At 70.7% G+C, this 20,338-nt stretch carries 21 protein-coding genes, 1 tRNA gene and 1 pseudogene; 6 read left to right on the top strand and 17 right to left on the bottom strand.

The features are described from left to right. Window positions 1-93: 93 nt before the first annotated feature. The 7 genes and pseudogenes from OG594_RS43125 to OG594_RS43155 form a co-directional block, all read right to left on the bottom strand. A complete protein-coding gene (locus OG594_RS43125; protein ID WP_266607869.1) occupies window positions 94-552 on the bottom strand; it encodes a hypothetical protein in 459 nt (152 codons plus the stop codon). Between the two features lie 90 nt (window positions 553-642). Further along, window positions 643-1,428 carry a hypothetical protein gene (locus tag OG594_RS43130; protein ID WP_266607871.1) on the bottom strand — a complete coding sequence of 262 codons (786 nt, stop codon included), beginning with the start codon at window positions 1,426-1,428 and terminating at the stop codon, window positions 643-645. 28 nt (window positions 1,429-1,456) lie between these two features. Beyond that, window positions 1,457-2,260 carry an RHS repeat-associated core domain-containing protein gene (locus OG594_RS47445; RefSeq protein WP_353962642.1) on the bottom strand — a complete coding sequence of 268 codons (804 nt, stop codon included), beginning with the start codon at window positions 2,258-2,260 and terminating at the stop codon, window positions 1,457-1,459. 1,003 nt (window positions 2,261-3,263) lie between these two features. Then, window positions 3,264-3,521 (bottom strand): annotated as a pseudogene (locus tag OG594_RS47450) (hypothetical protein); the annotation flags it as partial. Window positions 3,522-3,630: 109 nt separating this feature from the next. Continuing rightward, complete coding sequence (locus OG594_RS43145) at window positions 3,631-4,575, bottom strand: hypothetical protein (RefSeq protein ID WP_266607875.1); 945 nt, start codon at window positions 4,573-4,575, stop codon at window positions 3,631-3,633. Beyond that, a complete protein-coding gene (locus OG594_RS43150; RefSeq protein WP_266607877.1) occupies window positions 4,521-4,727 on the bottom strand; it encodes a hypothetical protein in 207 nt (68 codons plus the stop codon). The genes OG594_RS43145 and OG594_RS43150 overlap by 55 nt, the downstream gene beginning before the upstream one ends. A 219-nt stretch (window positions 4,728-4,946) precedes the next feature. Then, the gene (locus OG594_RS43155) at window positions 4,947-8,420 is read right to left on the bottom strand and encodes a M28 family peptidase (protein WP_266608867.1); all 3,474 of its coding nucleotides are present in this window, start codon (window positions 8,418-8,420) and stop codon (window positions 4,947-4,949) included. A 177-nt stretch (window positions 8,421-8,597) separates the two neighbouring features. Here OG594_RS43155 and OG594_RS43160 point away from each other — a divergent pair, with 177 nt between their 5' ends. After that, window positions 8,598-9,557 carry a LysR family transcriptional regulator gene (locus OG594_RS43160; protein ID WP_266607879.1) on the top strand — a complete coding sequence of 320 codons (960 nt, stop codon included), beginning with the start codon at window positions 8,598-8,600 and terminating at the stop codon, window positions 9,555-9,557. Window positions 9,558-9,631: 74 nt separating this feature from the next. Here OG594_RS43160 and OG594_RS43165 read toward each other — a convergent pair whose 3' ends face one another. The 3 genes from OG594_RS43165 to OG594_RS43175 all read right to left on the bottom strand — a co-directional run bounded on the left by OG594_RS43165 (window position 9,632) and on the right by OG594_RS43175 (window position 11,299). After that, window positions 9,632-10,462: a class I SAM-dependent methyltransferase gene (locus OG594_RS43165; RefSeq protein WP_266607880.1), complete on the bottom strand. Its 831-nt coding sequence runs from the start codon at window positions 10,460-10,462 to the stop codon at window positions 9,632-9,634. 121 nt (window positions 10,463-10,583) lie between these two features. Next, the gene (locus tag OG594_RS43170; RefSeq protein WP_266607882.1) at window positions 10,584-10,814 is read right to left on the bottom strand and encodes an antitoxin MazE7; all 231 of its coding nucleotides are present in this window, start codon (window positions 10,812-10,814) and stop codon (window positions 10,584-10,586) included. Window positions 10,815-10,942: 128 nt separating this feature from the next. Beyond that, window positions 10,943-11,299 carry a hypothetical protein gene (locus tag OG594_RS43175; RefSeq protein WP_266607884.1) on the bottom strand — a complete coding sequence of 119 codons (357 nt, stop codon included), beginning with the start codon at window positions 11,297-11,299 and terminating at the stop codon, window positions 10,943-10,945. Between OG594_RS43175 and OG594_RS43180 the strand changes: the two genes are divergently transcribed. After that, entirely contained in the window at window positions 11,256-11,540 is a 285-nt protein-coding gene (locus tag OG594_RS43180; protein ID WP_266607886.1) for a hypothetical protein, read from the top strand. The two genes, OG594_RS43175 and OG594_RS43180, sit on opposite strands and share 44 nt — an antisense overlap. A gap of 167 nt (window positions 11,541-11,707) precedes the next feature. On the opposite strand, the gene OG594_RS43185 is transcribed toward OG594_RS43180, so the two are convergent. Further along, window positions 11,708-12,163 carry a hypothetical protein gene (locus tag OG594_RS43185; RefSeq protein ID WP_266607888.1) on the bottom strand — a complete coding sequence of 152 codons (456 nt, stop codon included), beginning with the start codon at window positions 12,161-12,163 and terminating at the stop codon, window positions 11,708-11,710. A 116-nt stretch (window positions 12,164-12,279) separates the two neighbouring features. On the opposite strand from OG594_RS43185, the gene OG594_RS43190 reads away from it, so the two are divergent. Both OG594_RS43190 and OG594_RS43195 read left to right on the top strand, forming a co-directional pair. Continuing rightward, a complete protein-coding gene (locus OG594_RS43190) occupies window positions 12,280-12,747 on the top strand; it encodes a barstar family protein (protein WP_266607889.1) in 468 nt (155 codons plus the stop codon). A gap of 104 nt (window positions 12,748-12,851) precedes the next feature. Further along, window positions 12,852-13,118 carry a hypothetical protein gene (locus OG594_RS43195; RefSeq protein ID WP_266607890.1) on the top strand — a complete coding sequence of 89 codons (267 nt, stop codon included), beginning with the start codon at window positions 12,852-12,854 and terminating at the stop codon, window positions 13,116-13,118. Between the two features lie 63 nt (window positions 13,119-13,181). On the opposite strand, the gene OG594_RS43200 is transcribed toward OG594_RS43195, so the two are convergent. From OG594_RS43200 to OG594_RS43220, 5 genes are all read right to left on the bottom strand, one after another. Next, a complete protein-coding gene (locus OG594_RS43200) occupies window positions 13,182-14,411 on the bottom strand; it encodes a serine hydrolase (protein ID WP_266607891.1) in 1,230 nt (409 codons plus the stop codon). Window positions 14,412-14,523: 112 nt separating this feature from the next. Beyond that, window positions 14,524-15,762, bottom strand: a complete 1,239-nt coding sequence (locus OG594_RS43205) for a mannosyltransferase family protein (RefSeq protein WP_266607902.1) — start codon at window positions 15,760-15,762, stop codon at window positions 14,524-14,526. A 120-nt stretch (window positions 15,763-15,882) separates the two neighbouring features. After that, entirely contained in the window at window positions 15,883-16,323 is a 441-nt protein-coding gene (locus tag OG594_RS43210) for a hypothetical protein (RefSeq protein WP_266607904.1), read from the bottom strand. Next, the gene (locus OG594_RS43215) at window positions 16,316-16,813 is read right to left on the bottom strand and encodes a SigE family RNA polymerase sigma factor (RefSeq protein ID WP_266607906.1); all 498 of its coding nucleotides are present in this window, start codon (window positions 16,811-16,813) and stop codon (window positions 16,316-16,318) included. The genes OG594_RS43210 and OG594_RS43215 overlap by 8 nt, the downstream gene beginning before the upstream one ends. Before the next feature lie 353 nt (window positions 16,814-17,166). Beyond that, window positions 17,167-17,240 (bottom strand) — tRNA-Met (locus OG594_RS43220). A 288-nt stretch (window positions 17,241-17,528) separates the two neighbouring features. On the opposite strand from OG594_RS43220, the gene OG594_RS43225 reads away from it, so the two are divergent. After that, window positions 17,529-17,732 (top strand): cold-shock protein, encoded by a 204-nt coding sequence (locus OG594_RS43225; protein WP_030384970.1) that lies wholly within the window; start codon window positions 17,529-17,531, stop codon window positions 17,730-17,732. A gap of 157 nt (window positions 17,733-17,889) precedes the next feature. Beyond that, a complete protein-coding gene (locus OG594_RS43230; protein WP_266607907.1) occupies window positions 17,890-19,029 on the top strand; it encodes a serine hydrolase domain-containing protein in 1,140 nt (379 codons plus the stop codon). On the opposite strand, the gene OG594_RS43235 is transcribed toward OG594_RS43230, so the two are convergent. Next, a complete protein-coding gene (locus tag OG594_RS43235; RefSeq protein ID WP_266607908.1) occupies window positions 19,007-20,290 on the bottom strand; it encodes an MFS transporter in 1,284 nt (427 codons plus the stop codon). The genes OG594_RS43230 and OG594_RS43235 overlap by 23 nt on opposite strands. Window positions 20,291-20,338 lie beyond the last annotated feature (48 nt).

The following is a 20,338-nucleotide window of genomic DNA, read 5'->3' on the forward strand; positions in this document are numbered from 1 at the left end:
CCCGTTACCGCGGTGCGGTAACGGGGGCCATCGGTGCTACATCACCCTCTACGGCGAGCCGCCCTCATGCGGAGGACGGTCCCGAGAGGCATATCAGACGGAACTCTCCGGATATCCGTAGTGCTGCCCGTTCCGAATGAAGACCCGCCAGGCCTCCATGCTCCCGGAACAGTCAGGGAACAGCTGAAGCCGAAAACCGGGTTCCCAATACACCGTCAGGCTTCCTGCCTCGCCGAACGTCACCTCCCTGACTCGTGGACGCAGCTGTCCGAGGATTCCGTTCAGGGTCGCGGCACGTGCGTCGTAGACCGTCCGGAACCGGTCGAAGGCATCGTCCCCGGCTCCCTGCTGCGGGTATCTCATGTCGCGGGAACCCAGGAGTGCCTTTCCTTCGTGCAAGATCCGGAAAGGGCACTGAACATGGGCCATGACGATGTCGCCATGAGCGGAAGCGAGCTCGACCACACCCATGCCGGCCGCCCTGCCGACAGAGCGAACCTCCGCCCCTTCCAGGAGCCGACCGATTTCCAGAGCTTGCTGATCAGCAACCACGGAACATTCCCTTGCCCTCTTCCACGATGCGGTGATAGTCATACCCGCGTCCGGTGATTCTGTCGTGCAAGGAGCGGCGCTCGGCAGGCGTTATCTCTCGCTTGATTTTGCCTTCGATGGCACGCACCGCATCCTTGAACTCCTTGTTCTCCGCCTGATTTCCTCGCGGAGACTTCTTGCCGTCATCGTCGAGGTTTCTTCGAGTCCCTTCTCCCAGTCGAATCCACCGTCATTGTGTACCAGGACCGCAGTACCGCCCGCCAGCACGTAGTACGTGTGGAGGCTGGCGACGTTCAGGTTGTAGGTGCGCTGCTCAGCGCCGAAGGCGCGGGTGGCTTTCAGGACGACAGCGACGGGCTGCGCTTCCGTCCTGCCGGTCTCCGGATCCGTGGCGAGGGCCAGGTCACCGTTCTCCAGCTCCTCGATGGGCTTCGAGCTGCCGTCGGCCAACTGGACATGGGTGCCGGCCTGGAAGCTGTTGACCACGCTGGCCGCGTTGACGAGGCGCTGGATCGGTACCCCGCCGTTGCCCTTCTTCATCGAGGCCTTGACGCCCTTGAAGAGGACCTTGCCGACCTTGCCGATACCGTAGGTGGCCGCCGAGATGGCCAGGTCGATGGAGATGCTGACTGCCGCGTCCTTGCACGCCTGACCCTCACCGCCCGCGCAGTCGAGCGGATCCCTGAGTCCGATCACTTCGAGGTAGTCGACATCCGGGGTGGTGCCCATCCAGCCCATCTGGCCCGCCGCCTGGCAGAAGCCGGCGTCTTCGTCTTTCGCCGACGACCCCCTGACGGTGTACGTCGCGCGGGTCCAGGTCTCAAGGTCGGCCTCGTAGCTGTGCTGGGGGCTGGCGAACCGGTACTTGGCAATCATCTCCTCGTGAGTGGGATGTACTTGCCGTTCACGCTGATCGACTTGCCCTGCTTTTTGACCGTTGCCTGCGGACCCTTGCCGCTCGGGTTGCCGTTGCCCTTGGGTGCCGTGGCCTTCTCGTGGTAGTCCGGGTCGAAGTCTCCGTACGTCCCGTTGCTTCCCGAGCAGTACGCAACGCCGAAGCACTCTCCAGCCCCGTCGGGTCGCTCTGGTTGACCGGGTCGCCGTTGGAGTAGGTGTACCCGTTCATCTGGAGCGGGTCGGTGATGTCGATGATCGGGGCGACGGAGAGGAAGCGGCCGGTCGAGGGGTCGTACTCGCGGGCCCCGATGTGGGTCAGGCCCGTGGTGTTGTCATCGGTGCCCACGCCCAAGAAGGTGCGCTTGTCGGGCCACTTGTTCTGGTCCCCGCCGCGGACGTTGCCGTACGGGTCGAACTTCCGGTTGCTGATCGCCTGGCCCGCGGCCTGGTCGATGGAGGTGGTGCCGGTGCCGTGGTGGTCGGACAGGGTGACCGTGAGCGTGTGGCCGGTCGCCTTGCCGAAGGTGCGGGCCTTGTTCACGGTGATCTCGGACTCGCCCAGGTAGAGGGTCCGGCTGGAGCCGGTCTCCTGGATGAGACGGTTGCCGTCGGCGCCGTGGACATAGGTGGTGGTGTCGCCGAAGGACCACTGCTGGTTGGGTCCGCCGGCGCAGGCGAACAGGATCAGGTCCGTGCCGTCGGCGCTGTTGCCGTTGGGCACGTCCACGCACTTGTTGGTGATCGGGTATGCCCGGGCTGACGGCCTTGGTGAGCTTGTTGTGACGGTCCCATTCCGGGGTCTGGGTGTCACCGCCGATGGTCCGGCGGGTGGTGTTGCCCGCGGCGTCGTACCCGTACGTGGACTGCAGGGTGACGGTGGAGCCCGGGTCCCGGGTGACCGCGTCGACCTGGGTCAGCGCGTGCGGCTTGGTGGTGACGGGCGGCAGGGAGCCGCCGCCGGGGACGGTGACGCCGTAGGAGTAGGTGTACTCGTCGTCCAACGCTGCGTTGGTCAGGTCGTGCGACGTCAGCTTGGTGCGGTTGCCGATCGTGTCGAACTCGTACGACTGGCGGTAGCCGTCACCGTCCGGGCAGGCCGTCACGTCGTCCTTGACCGGGCCGGTGCACGTCTTGCCCGACCAGGCCTGGGTGAGCTGGCCCAGGGTGTCGTGCTTGAAGCACTGGCGGTCGATCTTGCCGCCCGGCCGGGTGTCCGTGATCGAGTTGATGTTGCCGACCACGTCGTAGTCGTACGAGAGCGCCTTGACCCGGTGGTCCTTCGTCTCCCGGTCGGCGATGGACTCCTTGAGCCGGCCGGTGTTCTGGTTGTACAGGCTGGTGCTCCACACCCGGTACGGGGCGTTGCCCGACGCCGTGCGCAGGACCTGGCCGAAGGGGCTGTAGACCGTGTCGGCGGTGTACCAGGAAAGGCCCGACATGGTGACCGCGGCACCGTCGGCGTTGTAGCGGGTGATGAGCTTCTCGGCAGCCAGACCGCCGGGGGTGGAAGGGAGGGTGGACGACTGCACCTTGCCGGTGCGCGTGTAGGTGTTCGTGTACGTGTAGGTGCCGGCCAGGCCCGTGGTGGCCGGGGTCTCGGGGATGACGGTCTTGGTTCCGGTGGGTCGGTACTCGCTGTCGTAGCCGGTCACCGCCGAGACGAACGCCTTGCCGTTCTCGTCGAGCCGGGTGGCCGCGACCGGCTGGCCCTTGCCGCCGGGGAGGGTGTCGAAGGTCCAGGTCGCCACCAGCCGGCCGTCCGCCGCGTCGTTGCGCTGGGCGACCTTGCGCCCGAGGGCGTCGTACTTGAAGTGCTGGGGCCGCCCGGTGGCGTCGCGGCCCGAGCTGACCTGGTCGAGGTTGTCGTAGGTGAACTCGGCCGAGCCCAGATCGGGGTCGACGGCGGTCTTCTGGTTGCCGCGCACGTCGTAGGCGTACGTGGTGTCGCGCCAGGTCATCGGGCTGCTGGTGGTCAGGGCGTGCTGCGGCTTGACGGTGCGGCCCAGCGCGTCGACCGTGGTCTTGACCGCCTTGCTGCCTTGTAGCGGCGTCGGGTTGGCGCCGGCCGACATGGCCGTGCGGGTCAGGACCCAGTCGCCTCCGTACTCCGTCGTGGTCGAGTAGGGGGTTTGCGTCGCGTCGCTGTACAGGTTGGTCGAACGTACGGTGCGGCCCAGGCCGTCATAGGCGGTCTGCGTGGAGCTGGGAATGTGGAAGGCGGTCTCCGGGACGAAGACCTTCTTCTAGGGCTCGCCCTGCGCGTAGTAGCTGTTGTCGACCTGGCGGGCGGTGCCGTTGGCGCTGTAGTGGGTGTCGACGACCAGGCGCCCGCCGCCGAGGGCCTCCGTCTGGTTCTGCCGCGGGCGCAGCAGTCCGTCGAAGAGGCCAAGGCGGTCTCGTACGTTCCGTTGTCACGCAGGGTCCTGCTCGTGACGACGGTCGGCTCGTGTTCGCTGACCTGGTACTCGAACTTGTACGTCCGTTGGCGTCGGTGGCCTCCAGCGCGCTGCCGCGGCCGGGGTCGACCTTGCTGGTCGTGGTGTGGCCGAGCGCGTTGGTCCTCGTCACGCTGAACGGGGTGCCCATGGGCGGGTCGAAGGAGGTGGACGTCGGGTTGCCCGCCGCGTCGAGGACCTTGACGACACGGCCTGTGGAGTCGTACTCGGTGCGGTTGGTGGTGACCCATCCGGTGCCGGCCCCGTTGAGGGTGTCGACCTGGACGGGGTTGCCCTTGACCGGCGCGACGCCGAAGGCGTTCAGCGCGTCGTAGGCGGTGCGGGCGTCGGCGAGCACGGTTCCGGTGGCGGTCTGGGTGCGGTCGCCGGCCGTGCTGCGTACCTGATGGGTGAGGCCGATCAGGTGCGCCGCCGTGTTGTGGACGTAGCTGGAGGTGGAGCAGGTCACCTCCTCGGTCGTCCAGCCCGTGCCGTTGGAACTGAGCGTCTCCTTCTGGCTGCTCGTCGGCAGACCGTAGGTCGCGTCGTAGGTGTTCCGGATCCGGGAGAGGAAGGTCCTGCCGCCGCTGACGGCCTGGATCTTCTCGGTGCGCTCGGTGCCGGTGCGGTACGCCTTCAGGTCGGTCGTACCGGGCCGGGGGAGGGAGCCGTCTCCTTGCTCGTCGGCCACGTCAGCTCGCGCGAGTCGACGGTGCCGTCGGCCTTCGTGTAGGCGATCGACTCGGCGTCGAGGCCCTGGAGACTGGGCAGGCCCTCGCTCAGGTCCTGGGTGCCGGTGGAGTCCTTGACGAAGACCTTCGCGCGGCCGCCGTCCCCGGACATGCCGCGGAAGAAGCGGATCCGGTTCTGCGACTGCTCGGTGGCGTCCGGCTTGCCCGTGTTCCCGGTGACGCCCTTGCGGATCAGTACCGAGGCGTAGCCGCGCCACTGGTTGTAGGTGCGCAGCTCGGGCTTGGAGAACTCGGGTCGCGGTACCGGCCCGGCCTCCGCGCTGCGGGGGCCGGGCCGGGCTTCAGGCGATCGAGCGCTCAGGTGGGCGTGTCAGCTCACCTGGAGGGTGACGTCGTCCACGACGAAGGAGGTCTGCAGGGACTGGTCCTCCGTGCCGTTGAACTTCAGGGTGACGGTCTGCCCGGCGAACTGCGAGAGGTCGTAGGACTTCTCCACGTAGCCGGAGTTCGCGTTCAGGTTGGAGAGGGTCTCCAGCGTCTGGCCGGCCACCGAGACGGTGAACCGGTCGTAGACGACGTTCTCGTCCTCGTCCGTGTCGATGTGGAGGAAGAAGCCGAGCCGGTACGTGGAGCAGCCCGACGGGATGGTCAGCGTCTGCGCGGCGCTGTCCGTGTGCGTGGACCCGTACCCGGTCAGCCACGCCTTGTAGCTGCCGCCGTGCGGGGTCTGGCCGGACTGGTTGGTGATGACACCGGCGGTCGCGCTCCACGGACTGGAGCCGTTCTCGAAGCCGCCGTTGACCACGAGCTGGCGCGGTGTGCAGGAGCCGCCACCGGTGACGGTGAGGGTGTAGGTGGTGGTGTGGCTGACGGTGCCGGCGCCGGTGACCGTCAGGGTGTAGCTGCCGGGCGCGGTGCCCGCGCCGACCTGGAGCGACAGCGTCGAGGAGCTGCCGGACTGGACGGACGTCGGGCTGAGCGTCGCGGTGACACCGGCCGGCGCGCCGGAGACGGAGAGCGCGACGGTCTGGGCGGCGCCGCTCACGGTGGCCGTGTTGACCGTGGCGGAAGCGGAACCGCCGGGGGCCGCGCTGCCCGCGGACGGGCTGACGCCGATGGAGAAGTCCTGTGCGGGGGTCTCACCGCCGACCGCCTGCTTCCAGACGGCGTAGGCGACGCCGTCGGCGCTGCGGTTCAGCACCGTGGCGTTGATGTTGTTCGTGGTGTCGCAGGAGCTGTGGTAGCAGGGGTCGTAGGCGGCGTTGGCCGTGCCGCCCCACTTCGTGGCCTGCGCCGAGGTCTTGCGGGCGCTGGCCCCGGCCGCGTAGCCGGAGGTGGGGATACCGGCCTGCTGGAAGGAGTAGTCGTCGCTGCGGCCCTGGCCCTCGGTGTTCTCCTCGGGCGCCAGGTTCAGGGAGGTCCAGTACGCCTTCAGCGGGGCGGCGGTGGTGGAGTTGACGTTGTTGATGAAGTAGCCGCCGTTGGTGGAGCCCACCATGTCGAAGTTGTAGTAGCCCTTGATGGCGCTGCGCTGGGCGCTGCTCAGCTGGTTGACGTAGAACTCGGAGCCGTTGAGGCCCTGTTCCTCGTCGGTCCACCAGGCGAAGCGCACGTGCTTGGTCATCGTCGGGTTCTTCTGGGCGAGGACGAGGGCGTTCTCCAACAGCGTCGCGGAGCCCGAGCCGTTGTCGTTGATGCCGGGGCCGGCCGAGACGCCGTCGAGGTGCGCGCCGAACATGACGGTCTGGTCGGCGGGGCCGCCCGGCCAGTCGGCGATCAGGTTGTTCGACGGGTAGGTGCAGGAGGTGCAGTTCTGCTCGGTGACGGTGTAACCGGCCGCCTGCAGCTTGCCCTTCACGTACGCCAGCGACTGGGTGTAGCCGGCGCTGCCCGCACGGCGGTGGCCGCCGTTCTGGCTCGCGATGGTGTTGAACTGGGTCAGGTGCGCCTGAACCTTGGCGACGTCGATGTCCGGCGGGTCGTTGCCGGGCTGGGTCCCGCCGACGTTGAGCGAGTAGTCGACCGTGTGGGAGAGGGCCGCGCCCTGCCCCTTGACGACGACCGTGGACGCACCGGGAGCCGCGTTGGCCGTGGCGGTCAGGGTGAGCACCGAGGACTGGCCGGACTGCACGGTGGCCGGGTTGAAGGAGGCGCTCACGCCGGCCGGCAGGCCGGAGGCGGTCAGCGTCACCGACTGGGCGTTGCCCGTGGTGACCGCGGTGCCGACCGTGGTGGTGACGGAACCGCCCTGCTGGACGGTGCCCGAGGAGGGGCTCAGCGACATGGAGAAGTCGTTGTTCTGGCCGCTCGGGGTACAGGTCGGGTCGGCGGTCTGGGCGGGCACGCTGATCGCGTCCCAGGCCCCCTTGGTCTTGTTGAAGAGGTCACAGGTGGCGTCGAGCGACTTGGCGGAACTCAGCGTCGCCGTCCGGTACTTCTTGTAGGACATGCCGCTGGTCTTGAGCAGCATGCCGCCGTAGAAGATCTTGCCGGCGTTCTGCACGCCCACCCCGGTCAGGGTGGTGCCGTTGCAGGTGCTGCTGCTCGGCTTGCCGCCGCCGGGGCTGGTGCCCTCGGCCAGCAGGTAGAACCAGTGGTTCAGGGGGCCGGCCGCCGCGTGCACCTCGGTGCCGGGTATCGCGGAGCTGTAGCAGGCCGGGTCGTTGTTGACGGCCGGCGGGTTGTACATGTTCCGGATCGGGCCCCGGCCCTGGAGGTTGATGACCTCGCCGACCGTGTAGTCGGGGGTGTCGTACGGGGCCGGCTCGTTGGCGAAGGCCTCGGTCAGCGCGCCGAAGATGTCGCCGGTGGCCTCGCCGAGCCCGGACTCCTGGCCGCTGGTGCCGCCCGGGGTGTTGGAGTCGATCGCGTGCCCGTACTCGTGGGCCACCACGTCGATCCCGGCGATCCACTCGCCCGCGCTGTTGCGCCCGATGGTGACCGAGCTGCCGTCCCAGTAGGCGTTGAGGTCGCTCAGGCCCACCTTGGCGGGGAAGCTGCGGCCGTTGCCGCTGACGCCGTTGCGGCCCAGCCACTGGGAGAGCATGTCCCACTGCTTCTGCGCAGCGAACATCAGGTCGACGCAGCCGGTCTCCTTGCTCGTGGGGTTGCCGGTGCCCCAGGAGTCGGAGGACTTCGAGAAGACCGTGCCGGTGCTGTAGTCCGCACAGCTCAGGCCGGTCCGGACCGGGTCGCGCAGCGTGTACGTGGAGCCCGAGTTGGTGGTGTCGATGGTGACCGGGCCCGGCCCGTTCCACTTGCTGTTGCCGGTGCCCGCGACCACCTCGTCGTAGCTGTCGACGAAGGCGCCCGTCCGCGCGTCCACGAAGACGTGCAGCCTGCTCGGCGCGGTCTTCGTCCGGCCGACCAGCACGGTCTCCCACGCCAGCACCGGCTGGTCGTCCTTGAGGCGGACGACGAGCCGGCTGCTCTCGACCTTGTCGACCGAGGCCAGCTTCGCCCGCGAGGTCGACTCGGCGTCCTTCGCGGAAACCGACGCCCGGGTGGAGACGTCGATGCGCACGGAGGAGGCGGACTGGAGGGCCCGCACCTTGCCGGTGCCGTCCGCGAGCACGACCGCGTCGCCGCCGACGACCGGCAGGCCGCGGTAACTGCGCTCGTACGAGACGGAGTAGAGGTCCTTCACCCAGGGGGTGACGAGACGTCGTTCGTACTGTTCCTGGGAGGAGTTGACCAGGGAGTCCAGGCCGCTGTCGACGGCCTGGTCGGCGGCCGCGACCGCACGTGCGGCCGGTGTGTCCTTCTGGGACGGGGAGGGCTGCGCCGGCTGCGCCGCCGATGCCGTCCCGGCCAGAGCGCCGGCGAGGCTCGCGGTCAGCGCCATCGCTGCCACGGCCGCCGTCCATCTGCTGGGATGCAACGTCCACTCCGATCGTGGGGGGTCGGGGATGAGTGTCGTTCGCGGCCGAGTATGAGCGTGAACATGACGAGATTGGGACATCTCGGGGGGCATAAGGTCCGCGTTATGGTGCCGCGGCGGCCCGACTCGTACGCTGCCCGGATGCAGCTGGAGTTGAGGCATCTGCAAGCCGTTTGCCGGATAGCGGAGGCGGGCAGCCTGGGGGGCGCGGCGAGGCGGCTCGGAGTGTCCCAGCCCGCACTTTCAGCCCAGCTGCGCCGCATCGAACGCGTCACCGGGGGCGAGCTCTTCGTGCGGGGCCGCAGTGGGGTGGAGCCCACGGCACTGGGCCAGTTCGTGCTGGCCAAGGCGCGTCGCGTGCTCAGCGAGATGGACGCGTTGGGAGCGCAGGCGCGCGCCATGTCGACCGGCGGCCCGTTGCGGCTGGGCTGCATCATGCTCGTGCTGCTCGACGGCCTCCTCGCCCAGACCGACCTGTCCATGTCAGGCCGGGAGATAGCCGTGGACCTGGAGGATTCGGTCACCGTCCTGGCCCGGATGCTCGGCGCCGGACGCTACGACGCCATCGTGTACGGGGAGGTCAACGACCACGAGGTGCCGCTGCCGGAAGGAACCCTGGCCAGGACGCTGATCCCGAAGGAGCCGTTCTGCATACGGCTGTCCGCCGCGCACCCCCTCGCGGGCCTGGACCGCATCGAACTGGCCGACCTGGCCGGGGAGTCGTGGATGACACTGGTGGAGGACGACGACGGCGGCCCCGAGGCGCTCGTCACCGCTTGCGCGAAGGCCGGATTCAGTCCCTCACTGCGCTACCGGATCACCGACCGCAAGATGCAGCACGACCTGATCGCCGCGGGACGCGCGGTCGCGCTCAGCCAGCCGACGGCCCCGTCGGGGGAGGGCACGGTGATGCGCCCGCTCGTCGGCACCCCCATCATCGGCCGCATCCGCCTCGCGTGGAGCCGTGCGGCGCTCTCGGCGGGGCAGGCGGAACTGCTCTACCGGGCCGCGGCCCGCGCCTACCTGGCCAACGTGGACAACAACCCCTTCCACAAGGTGTGGTGGGACGCCCATCCGGAAGTGCATCCGGTGCTCGACTGACCGGTGGGCAGCCAGCTCCGGCGGCGTTCAGCAACGGTGGGGTCAGTTCCAGCCGTGGTCAGTTCCGGCGGTGGTCAGCTCCGGCGGTGGGCCGTCAGCAGCAGATACTCCCACTCCATGGCCCCGTCCACCGTGTGCTCGGCGGCGAGGGCGTCGAGCGCCGCGTCCAGCTCGGCGACCTTGTCCGGATCGCCGGCGACGGCGCGGTAGACGGCGACGGTGGGCCCGTAGCAGGCCTTGAAGAACTCCCGGAAGTCCGTGGGCCCCGTGAAGCGGTCCACGCGCACCGTCCGGCGACGGGAGTCCACGTCGGTGACCGCGTCGCCGAGCAACTCGTGCACGTGTTCCTCCTCCCCCCACAGCGGGGGCGGCTGGGCCCCGGGCGGCGGCGGGGGAGCGTACGGCTTCATCGTGGCGAACATCCGGCCCACGAAGCCCTGCGGGGTCCAGTTGATCAGCCCGACCGTGCCGCCGGAGCGGCAGACGCGCAGCATCTCCTCGGCGGCGGGCCGGTGGTGCGGGGCGAACATGATGCCGACGCAGGACATCACGACGTCGAACTCGCCGTCGGCGAAGGGCAGGTGCTCGGCGTCCGCCTCCTGCCACTCCAGCGCGGCCCCGCGTACGGCGGCCAGGTGCCGGCCGATCTCCAGCAGTTCGGGAGTGAGGTCGGACGCCACCACGTCGGCCCCCGCCAGGGCGGCCGGGATGGCGGCGTTGCCCGAGCCCGCCGCGATGTCGAGCACCCGGTCGCCGCGCTGTACGCCGCACTCCTTCACGAGCACGGCCCCCAGATCCGGAATGACGTGGGAGGCCACCGACTGGTAGTCGCCCAGCGCCCACATCGCGCGGTGCCGGGCCTTCAGAGTGCGGTCCGCCTGGGCCGCATCGCTCGCCTCGGTCATGACAGCCGTCCTTCAGGGCTCGGTGCAGCCCCTTCTCCGAGCATAGGTACGTTTCGTGGAACCGGCCCGTCGGCGGTCCCCCGGGCGCCCCTCCGGCGCCGGCGGGCCCGCACGGGCCGGCTCAGTCGCGCGACGCCAGCCGGCCGAAGTCGCGGGCGAAGCCCTCGCGGAAGCCGGGCCGCTCCAGGGCCCGCTCGAAGGCGAGCGCGGCCCGGGCGAGCGCGGCCTCGTTCTCCTGGGCGGTGGCGAGTTCGGCGAGGTACGCGCGCAGGCTCAGTCCGCGGTCCGCGGCGAGCACGCTGAGGCGGTCGTGCACATCGGTGTCGACCTCGACGGTGGTGGTGTCGGCCATGCTCCGAGTATGCGCGCCCGGTGACCGGGCGGGGGCCCGTTCGGCGCAGGCGTGCAGCCTACGGGGAACGGGCCCCGGTACGGCCGGCCGTCCTCGCCGACGACGGCCGCGGCTTCCCCGCGGACCCGTCACCGGGCCCGGGCGGTTTCGGCCTGCGCGGCCTGCGCGAACGCCTCGCCCCGCTCGGGGGCCGGGTCCAGGTCGAGGCCCCGTGTCCCGGCGCCCGCACCCGCACCTGCGCCCGCCTCCGTACCGGAAGGGCGGGCCGGACGAGGACGGCGGATTCCGCCGCCGGCGCGGTACGGGTGTTGGTCGGGGACGACCAGGAGCTCGTCCGCGAGGGGATCGCCTCGATCCTCGGGATCCTGCCCGGCACGACCGTGATCGGGGCCGCCGTGGCCCACCACCCGGACGTGGTCGTCATGGACGGGGTATTCGCCGTTGCCGAACCGGCCGACCGCGCCCCCCGACTGCAAGGCGATCACGCTGACGATCTTCGACGACGACGAGTACGTCGGCCGGGCCCTGGGGGCGGGCGCCATCGGCCACCTCCTGAAGAACCTGCCCTCGGCCGAACTGGCCGTCGCCGTACGCCCGGCACGCGCGGGCGTGGCCCAGCTCGACGCCGCGGTGGCCCGCAGGCTCGCGGCCGGACCCTCCCGCCCGGCGCCCCCGACCCCCGCCCTCTCGGCGCTCACCGAGCGCGGACCGACGTACAGCGCCTGATCGCCACCGGCTCCACCGACCGCGAGATCGCGGGCCGCCTCTTCCTCAGCGAAGGCACGGTCAAGAACCACATCTCCCGCGTGCCGTCCCGCCCGGGCCTGCGCGACCGCACGCACGCCGCCGTCAACGCCCGCGACCAAAGCCCGCTCCAGGCCGTCCGCCCCTGCCTAGCTGCGGACGCGGCCGGAGAGCCAGGGCGTGAGCGAGGGGCCCCCGACCTTCTCCCGGTACGTCTCGTCACCGGGCAGGGGGACGGACAGCCAGTAGCCCGGCGGGAAGAACCGCCCCTTCACGAAGGCCAGTCCGCCGTAGACGGACCTCAGGAACGCGGGGACGGAATCCCGGGGGACGTCGTCGAATTCCACCCCGTCGACGGTGACCTTCGCGTCGTCCTCGGGGTAGATCCGCACGCTGACGGTCGGGCTGCCGCCCAGTTCGACGAACGCCTCGTGGGGCAGGGATCCGTCGGGGTCGAGGACGGCGAACGGGGCCGAGGAGGTCCGCCGCGACGTCTGGTCGGCGCCGATGTCGTCGGTGACGGACACGGCCAGCCGGTACTCGTCCGCGACGGCCCGTATCGCGGCGACGGCCGACTCGGTGGTCGGCAGGGAGGGATGAGTCATGATCTCGATGATGCCGCACCGCACCGCCGGGACGTCCGGCTCCGCTCCTGCTCAACGCGCGTGCGAGGCACCGGATATGGTGGAAACGGCGCCGGAACGGAAGGGGAGGTGGCGATGTGCACACCGTGCCCTGGGTGCACGTCGTTCCGGAGCAAGGCGCGCTGCCGGTCGATCTGTTGCTACCCGCGACCGGTAGGACGTACGTGGTGCGCCTCGACGGCCGCGAGATGCGGGACACCGACGCGGTCTTCCTGCAGTTCTACGATCGACTGAAGCTGCCGGACTACTTCGGGTGGAACTGGAACGCACTCCTCGACTGCCTGCGGGACCTGCACTGGCTGCTGCCCGCGGACCGCTACGTATGCATCGTCGAGGCTGCGGACGAGGTGCTGCCGGACGATGCCGACGCACGCCACCTGCTCTTCAGGACCCTTCTGCGGGCAGGCCGGCGATGGTCCTTCACGCGGCGGTTCGACGGCCTCGACCTCAGTAGGCTCGTGATCGTCATGTCTTGTGCGCCGGCATCCGTTCCGGACCTGCGGGAACAACTGCACGTGTGCTGGGACGAGACGGTCCTGTCATGACTGCGATGCGAGGAAGTGGCGCTGTGACGCTCGTCATCGAACTTCGGCGTGGGGTGTCCACGGCTCGGACGCGCCGGACGCCCGGGCCGCGTCCGGCAGCGGGAATGCTCGAGCGGGTCATCGCCGATGACGTCCTCCGGGCGGCGATCGAACGGCTCGGGCGCCCCGGGCTGCCCACCCTTGCGGACGTGGAACCGTACGGGGACACCGTGCTCCGCGGTGAAGCGGTGGCCCGGATGGTGCGGGAACTGGAGGCCTCGGACCTCGCCCGCTTGCAAGGCGCGGAACGCGAGGTCATGACCACGCTGCTGACTTGGGGCCTGCGATGCCGGCGGGAGACGGACCTGAGGATCGCCTTCTCGGGTGATTGACCGGGCGCCCGCCTGGTCCGGTGCGCCCGTCCGGTCCGGTGCGTCCGTGCGGGGGCGGGACCGTCATCCCGTCAGGGAGTTCTCGGGGGCCAGGACGGCGGCGATCCGGCCGGCGATGGTCTGCGCCGTGTTGTTCTCGGGGCTCTTGGGGCCGACCGTGGTGGACACCGCGATGGCCAGGCGCTCGCTCGGGAGGTACGCCTGGATCGCCGCGTAGCCCGCGAAGGACGGGTTCGACTGGATCCAGCCGTTCTGGACGATCACGCCGTAGCCGAAGTGCCGGGCCGGAAGCTGGCGGAAGCAGTCCTTGGGCGCGCAGCCGGGGGTGTTGCCGCCGAGGCCCACCGTGCCCGGGTCGAGCTGGACCTTGAAGCTCTGCGGCGAGAGGAGCTCACCCGTACCCACGACCTCGGCAGAGCGGGCCAGGTCGCAGATGTGCGTGTTCAGGACCGCACCGGGGGCGGTGGTCCAGGAGGGGTTCCAGTAGGTGGACTCCTCGTACTTGCCGCGCTCGGCGTCGAAGGAGTGCAGGACGGGCTCCTCGATCTGGGGCGTGAAGCTGTTGCGGGTGTTGTCCAGTCCGGCGGGCCCCGTGATCTGCTGCTCCATCACCTTCGCCAGCGGCATGCCGGAGATCTTCTCCAGGGCCTGCCCGAGGAGCACGAAGTTCGCGTGGGAGTAGCTCCAGCTCGTCCCCGGCTCGTACAGCAGCGGGTGGGCGGCGGAGATGCCCACGAGTTCGGCCGGGGTCCACTGGCGGAACGGGTCGGCGTACAGGGCCGCGAGGAACTTCGGGTCCGGCACGTAGTCGCGCAGGCCCGAGGTGGAGGCGCCGAGCATGCGCAGGGTGATCTCGTCGGCGTGCGGCGCGTCCGGGAGCCAGCGCGAGATCGGGTCGTCGAGGTCGGCCTTGCCGTCCTCGACGAGTTGCAGCATGGCGATGCCCATGTAGACGATGGCCACCGAACCGGCCCGGAAGTGCATGTCCGCCGTGGCCGGGACCCCCGTCATCGACTCGCCGAGTGCTCCGGTGACGATCTCCCGCCCGTCGCGCGTGACCCGCAGGACGACGGCGTTCAGGTCCAGCTCCTTCTGCGCCGCCTTGGCGATGTCCAGGATCTGCTTCGCCTCGCCGCCCGAGGGCTCGGGGGACGCCGCGCAGGACGCGGTCGCGGTCGCCGCCCCGGTCGCCGCCCACGCGCCACCGGCCGGCAGGACCGTGCCGAGGAGCGCGGTGGCGCACAGCAGCGCCGTCCGGGCGCGGCCCGGGTGCGCGGTCCTCACTCCGGTCATGGCGATCTCCTGCCGCGAAAGAGCCCCTCGGGGCGAGGCCCACCCTTCGATGGAACGCCCACCCTGCCCGACCGGCCAGTCGACGCCACCTCGACCACCGGAGCTGGGCCGCCTAGCCGGCCCAGCGACCCGTGAGGAAGGTGATGGCGACCGCGGTGGACAGGGGAGCCACGACGTAGAGGTAGGCGGTCTGGATCCGGGGGCGCTTCACGCTCCAGGAGGCCAGGCCGATCCACAGCGGCCACCACAGGAGGGTGGAGCGGGGCACGGACGTGTACCAGTAGGAGGTGCCCAGGGCCCACAGGGTGAGGCCCATGTAGAGGGCTTCGGGCCAGCGGCGGCCCAGTACCAGCAGGACCAGGAGGACGACGCCGACCACCATGGCCAGGAGTTCGGCCTGCCACATCAGTGCGTACCCGGTGGGGTGGGTGTGGTGGAAGCCGGCTTCCCAAGTGTTCGCCCAGGCTTCCCACGGTGCGTGGAAGTCCCGGTACCAGCCGCGTTCCTGGGAGTGCTTCCAGGCCATCCAGTCGCCGGTCCAGCTGTGCAGGTACCAGCTGTAGAGGGCGGGGGCGAGGGCCGGCAGGAAGAGCCACGGAGCCGCGCGCCAGGCGGTGCGGCCGCGGGCGGTGAGGACGAAGTGCAGGGCGAGGGCCGCCGCGAGGAACAGGCCCGTGATGCGGACCGAGCAGGCCAGGCAGGCCAGTACGGCCGCCGCCGGCCAGTTCTGGCGCTGCGCCGCCAGCCAGGCGGGCAGGGCCAGGGCGAGGAAGAGCGCCTCGGTGTAGCCCGCGGCGAGGAACACGGCGCACGGCGAGAGCAGGAGGAAGGCCACCGCACGGCGGCCCGTTTCGAGGTCGGCCAGGTGATGGCGGGCGATCCGGGCGAGGGCCAGGACGGCGACGCCTCCCGAGAGGAACGAGATCAGAGCTCCGGCCGCGGCCCAGTCGGGAACCACGGTGTGGACGGCGCGCAGGGTGAGGGGGAAGCCGGGCAGAAAGGCCTCCCGGTTGTCCCAGCCGGCCGTCCAGGGGCCCGCCTGGTCGGGGAAGTAGCCCTCCTGGGCTATGTGGAGGTAATGCCACCAGTCCCATCGCTGCCAGGGCGCGAGCAGCGAAGCGGGCCGGCGGGCCTCGCCGTCGGAGGGGAACAGCCAGGTGACGGCGCCCGCGGTGGCCCAGATGCCGACGCGGGTCAGCAGGTACAGCCACACCACCTCGCGCTCGCCCGGGCCGAGCCGCAGGAACGCCGGCAGGGTGCGGCGGGGACGGCGACCGCCCTCGTGCACGGGCGGCCAGGTGGTGGGCGAGCCGGGAAGCTCGACCGACCGACGGGGGGCAGAAACGGGCATATCGGAATCTCCTGACCGTCTGAAGGCGTACTGAGCCACCGGCCCTGGTCCAGGCCGGTGTCCGCGGGCGGTGTGTTGCGGGGAGAGGGGGGAGAAGGGGGAGGGGGACGGGAGAAGGGGCTATCGGGGCGACTGGGGCGGCATGGCCGACATGGTCGCGGTCCCGGTGGGATCGACCGGCGACGTCGTTCTACTGCCGGACGGCATCATGCTGTTGAGCGGCGGCGGAGGTGTGGTGTTGCGCGGCGGCGTCATGGAATTGAGCGTCGGCGGCGTGGAGTTGGATGGCGGGGGCGGTGCGGACGTCGGGGACGGGGCTACGGGCGAGGGAGTGGTCGCGGGCAGGGTCGGGCCCGAGTCCCCGGGGAGGAAGGCGGACAGGACCGCACCCGATCCGGCGAGGACGAGGAAGCAGGCGGCGGCGATGCCGACGATCCGGTGCCGGCGGTGCCGTTCGCCGCGCCGCTCGATCACGGCGACGGGCGGGGTCGTGCTCGCGGACTGTCCGGCGGAGGCTGCTTCCTGGAAAAGGGACCGCAGCGGGTCGTGGGAGTCATGCATCGGGAGCCTCCTCAATGCGGGGGTCCTGCAGATGGCGGGAGAGCGTGGTCCTCCCGCGGGACAGGTGGGTCTTGACCGTGCTCGTGGACAGCGAGGTCTCGGCGGCGATCTGCTCGACGCTCAGATCGCACACGTAGTGCAGCGCCATGGTCCGGCGCTGCTTCAGGGGCAGTTGGCGCAGCGCCTCGACCAACGCCACCACCTCCGGCCCCGGCCCCTCCACGTGACCGGCGGGGGCGGTGCGCTGCCAGGCGTCGGCGGTGCGCCGCCGCCCGCGCCACCGGCTGACGGCGAGCCGCCACGCGACGGTGCGGATCCACGCCTCGGGCCGGCCGTCACGGTCCAGCTGACGCCGGCGACCCCACCCCCTGACGAAGGCCTCCTGCACCACGTCCTGCGCCTCGTGGTGGTCGCCGAGCATCACGTAGAGCTGTCCTGTGAGCCGTCCTGCCGCTTGCGCGTAGAACTCCTCGAACTCCTCGATGGTCAAAAAATCGCTCCCGAATCCATGTGTCCCTCTCACCGGGCATACGCCCGCCGCACCCCGCCCGGTCGACACCGGACGACAGATCGTTGTGTGAGTGCCGTCACACGGCGGTCGGGGTACTCATCGTCGCGGCGGCCACGGCGCGGCGGGGCGGCGGCGCCACGGGCCACCGGGTGACGCGGCTCCGGGTCCTGCGCCGGCACCGGCCCCGGGGTCCGGACGACGCGAGGACCCGGAGCGGGACCCGCTCCCGGACCTGGATCCGGCGCCGGCCGACGTGCCGCGCTGCGCGAGGGAGAAGGGCCCGGCACAGCAGAAGGGCCCGGATCCATGAGGATCCGGGCCCTTCCGATCAGTAGCGGGGACAGGATTTGAACCTGCGACCTCTGGGTTATGAGCCCAGCGAGCTACCGAGCTGCTCCACCCCGCGTCGGTAGACCTCACCTTACGGCATCCCGGGGGCGGTGCTCGACGCATTTACGGGCGGCCGTGCCCGGAGTGTGGGCGAAAGGGCTGAATCTCGTCCCGAAGGCGAGATCATTCCCCCTGGTGACAGTGCGTGCAGGCGTGTACCTTCACGGGTAGCTGTCGTGGTTCCAAGTGCCTTGCCCGTGCCTTTTGGTGTGGGCAGTTTTGCTGTGTTGTGCCGTAGGACCAGGGCGATCACCTCCGTCTTCCACGCCGTGTGGAAGACGTACGTCAACGGGAAGGCATGAACATGGCTACGGGAACTGTGAAGTGGTTCAACTCGGAAAAGGGCTTCGGCTTCATCGCCCAGGACGGTGGCGGCCCGGACGTCTTCGCCCACTACTCGGCGATCAACGCCTCTGGCTACCGTGAGCTGCAGGAGGGTCAGGCCGTGACCTTCGACATCACGCAGGGTCAGAAGGGCCCGCAGGCGGAGAACATCACCCCCGCCTAGTCCCGGACGACGGCCCGGTGTGACCACCGGGCTCCGGAGAACCGTTTCCCCGTCCCGCCCGTTCCCTGAACGGGCCGCGGGGAAGACCAGGGCCGTGCGGCGCCGCCGCACGGCCCTGATCCGTCTCCCCGGCTCCGCGCGGTGCCATGATGCCCGGGTGGACCACGGGGCGAGCACGGATGCGCAGGCACGGGTCAGCGGAATGCTCCAGGAACTCGTCGACTCCGGTCGGGAGAGCGGCCTCCAGGTGGCGGCCTATGTGGACGGCGAGTCGATCGTCGATGCCCACGCGGGCTGGATCGACCGGCCCGGCGGCCGACCGGTCCGTTCCGACACGCTGATCCACAGCTTCTCGACCGGCAAGGGCTTCACCGCGACCCTGGTGCACGTGCTCGCCGAACGCGGACTGATCGACTACGACACCCCCGTCGCCCACTACTGGCCCGAGTTCGGTGCGCACGGCAAGGAGCGGGCCACCGTACGGCACGCCCTGACGCACGCCGTCGGAGTACCGCAGCTCCCCGCCGCCCTCACCCCAGAGGAGCTGTGCGACTGGGACACCATGTGCGCGGTCGTCGCTGCGGCGGAGCCCCTGTGGGAGCCGGGATCGGCCAGCGGGTACCACGGCTGGACCTTCGGCTGGATCCTCGGCGAGACCGTGCGCCGCATCACCGGCCTGACCCCCGCCGAGGCCCTGCGCACGTACGTGAGCGAACCGCTGGGAGTGGCCGACGAGCTCTACTTCGGCCTGCCCGAGAGCGAGCTCGCCCGTACGGCGCCGCTGGTGGAGGGCAACTGGGCGGCCGGGCTGGAGGCGCTTTCCCCCTCCGCGCCCTTCCGCCGGTACGTCGCCCCGAACCGCAGCGTGTGGACCGTCGCCGAACTCGCCAACCGTCGCGCGTACCTGCTGGCGGACCTGCCCGCGTGCGGCACCACGACCGCCCGGGCCGCCGCCCGGCTGTACGCGGCCCTGTGCGGCGAGGTCGAGGGTGTGCGGCTGCTGTCACCCGGGCGGGTGGCCCTGGCGGCGGACGTGGCGGTCGAGGGCAAGGACCTGATGCTCCTCGGCAGGTACGCCAAGGGACTCGGCTACTTCGTCGGCCTGCCCCAGATGGCAGGTGAACGCACGGCTTTCGGCCACCACGGAAGCGGCGGCAGCATCGCCTTCGCCGACCGCGCCCGCGGCCTGGCCTTCAGCCTCACCCGGACGCGCCTGGTGGGCGGCGCGGCCGACACGGCCGCCCGGATGCTGGCGGACGAGATCCAGTCGGGCATCACAGGAGCGAAGGGGTCCTGACGCGACGCAGTCCCCGGACCCGTACCGCGGCTCCGATCACGGCGAGCGCGACGGTCGCGATCCCCGATGCGGCCAGCACCTGTCGGGGCCCCAGCAGCGCGACCAGCGGGCCGCCGAGCGCGGTGCCCACCGGCCCGGCGGTCAGGAGGGCGGCGCTGCGGGCGGCGAGGACCGTGGTCAGCGAGGCGGCCGGGGTGCGCTCCTGGAAGAGGGTGTAGGACAGCGCCGTGAACGGTCCGTAGATCAGGCCGCCGAGGGTGAAGCAGACCAGGGTGACGGCCGCGGGCGCACCGAGGCCGAAGGGTACGAGCGCCAGCCCCCAGCCCGCGACGATCCCCAGGGTGACCGGCCAGAGCGGGAACCGGCGCAGTGCGCCCGCGGCCAGCCCGCCCAGCACGGCGCCCGCTCCGAACAACGTCCAGTACAGCCCGAGCAGGCCCGCCCCGGCGTGCAGGTCGTCGGTGACGTGCAACGGGAGCGCGACCTCCGCCGGCCCGTAGAGGAAGTTGAAGAACCAGGTCAAGGCCAGGACGCCGAGGAGCTCGGGCTGCTTGCGCAGCAGGCGCAGGCCGACCGCCGACCCGTCGGCGTCGACGGGCGCGGCCGTCGCGGCCGTCGCCCCCTTCCCGTCCTGCCCGGCCGCCGCGCCCCGCAGCCGCCCGACCTGGGCGGCGAGCACGGCGAAGGACAGCGCGTCGAGGCCGATGAGCCAGGCGGGACTGATCACCGCCGCCAGGAACCCGGCGAGCGCGGGGCCGACGACGATGGAGGCCGAGACGCTGGAACTGACCAACGCATTGGCGGCCAGCCGCTGGTCGGGCGGAAGTATCTGCGCGATCAGGGAGTACCTGCCCGCGTTCCCCCAGGCGTGCAGGACGGACGAGCCCGCGAGCAGGGCCACGTACAGCACCGGGTGCAGCACCCCCGCGGCCCAGGCCAGCGGTACCGAGCCGAGGAGCACCGCGCGGATCCGGCTGTCGGCCACCAACAGCCGCCCTGCCGGAAGCCGGCGCAACCACCGCCCGAAGAGCAGTGCTCCGGCCGCGCCCGGAAGCGCGTACGCGGCGAGCGCGGCCCCCAGGAGCATCCCGGACCGCCCCGGGGGAGCGATCTCGATGGCCAGCCATGCCACGGCGACCACGCTCATCCCGTCACCGAGATCGGAGGCCGCCAGCGCGGGCAGCAGCCGCCGGAAGTCGGCATGGGCGAACAGCGGCCGATAGGACCGGGGGAGGAGACGAGTTGTCTGTACGCGAGTCACCGGGTCAGACTCATGGTTCAAGCGCACGTGAAGTCAAGGGGGAGTGAC

The sequence above is a fragment of the Streptomyces sp. NBC_01214 genome (genome assembly GCF_026340975.1).
Taxonomy (GTDB): domain Bacteria; phylum Actinomycetota; class Actinomycetes; order Streptomycetales; family Streptomycetaceae; genus Streptomyces.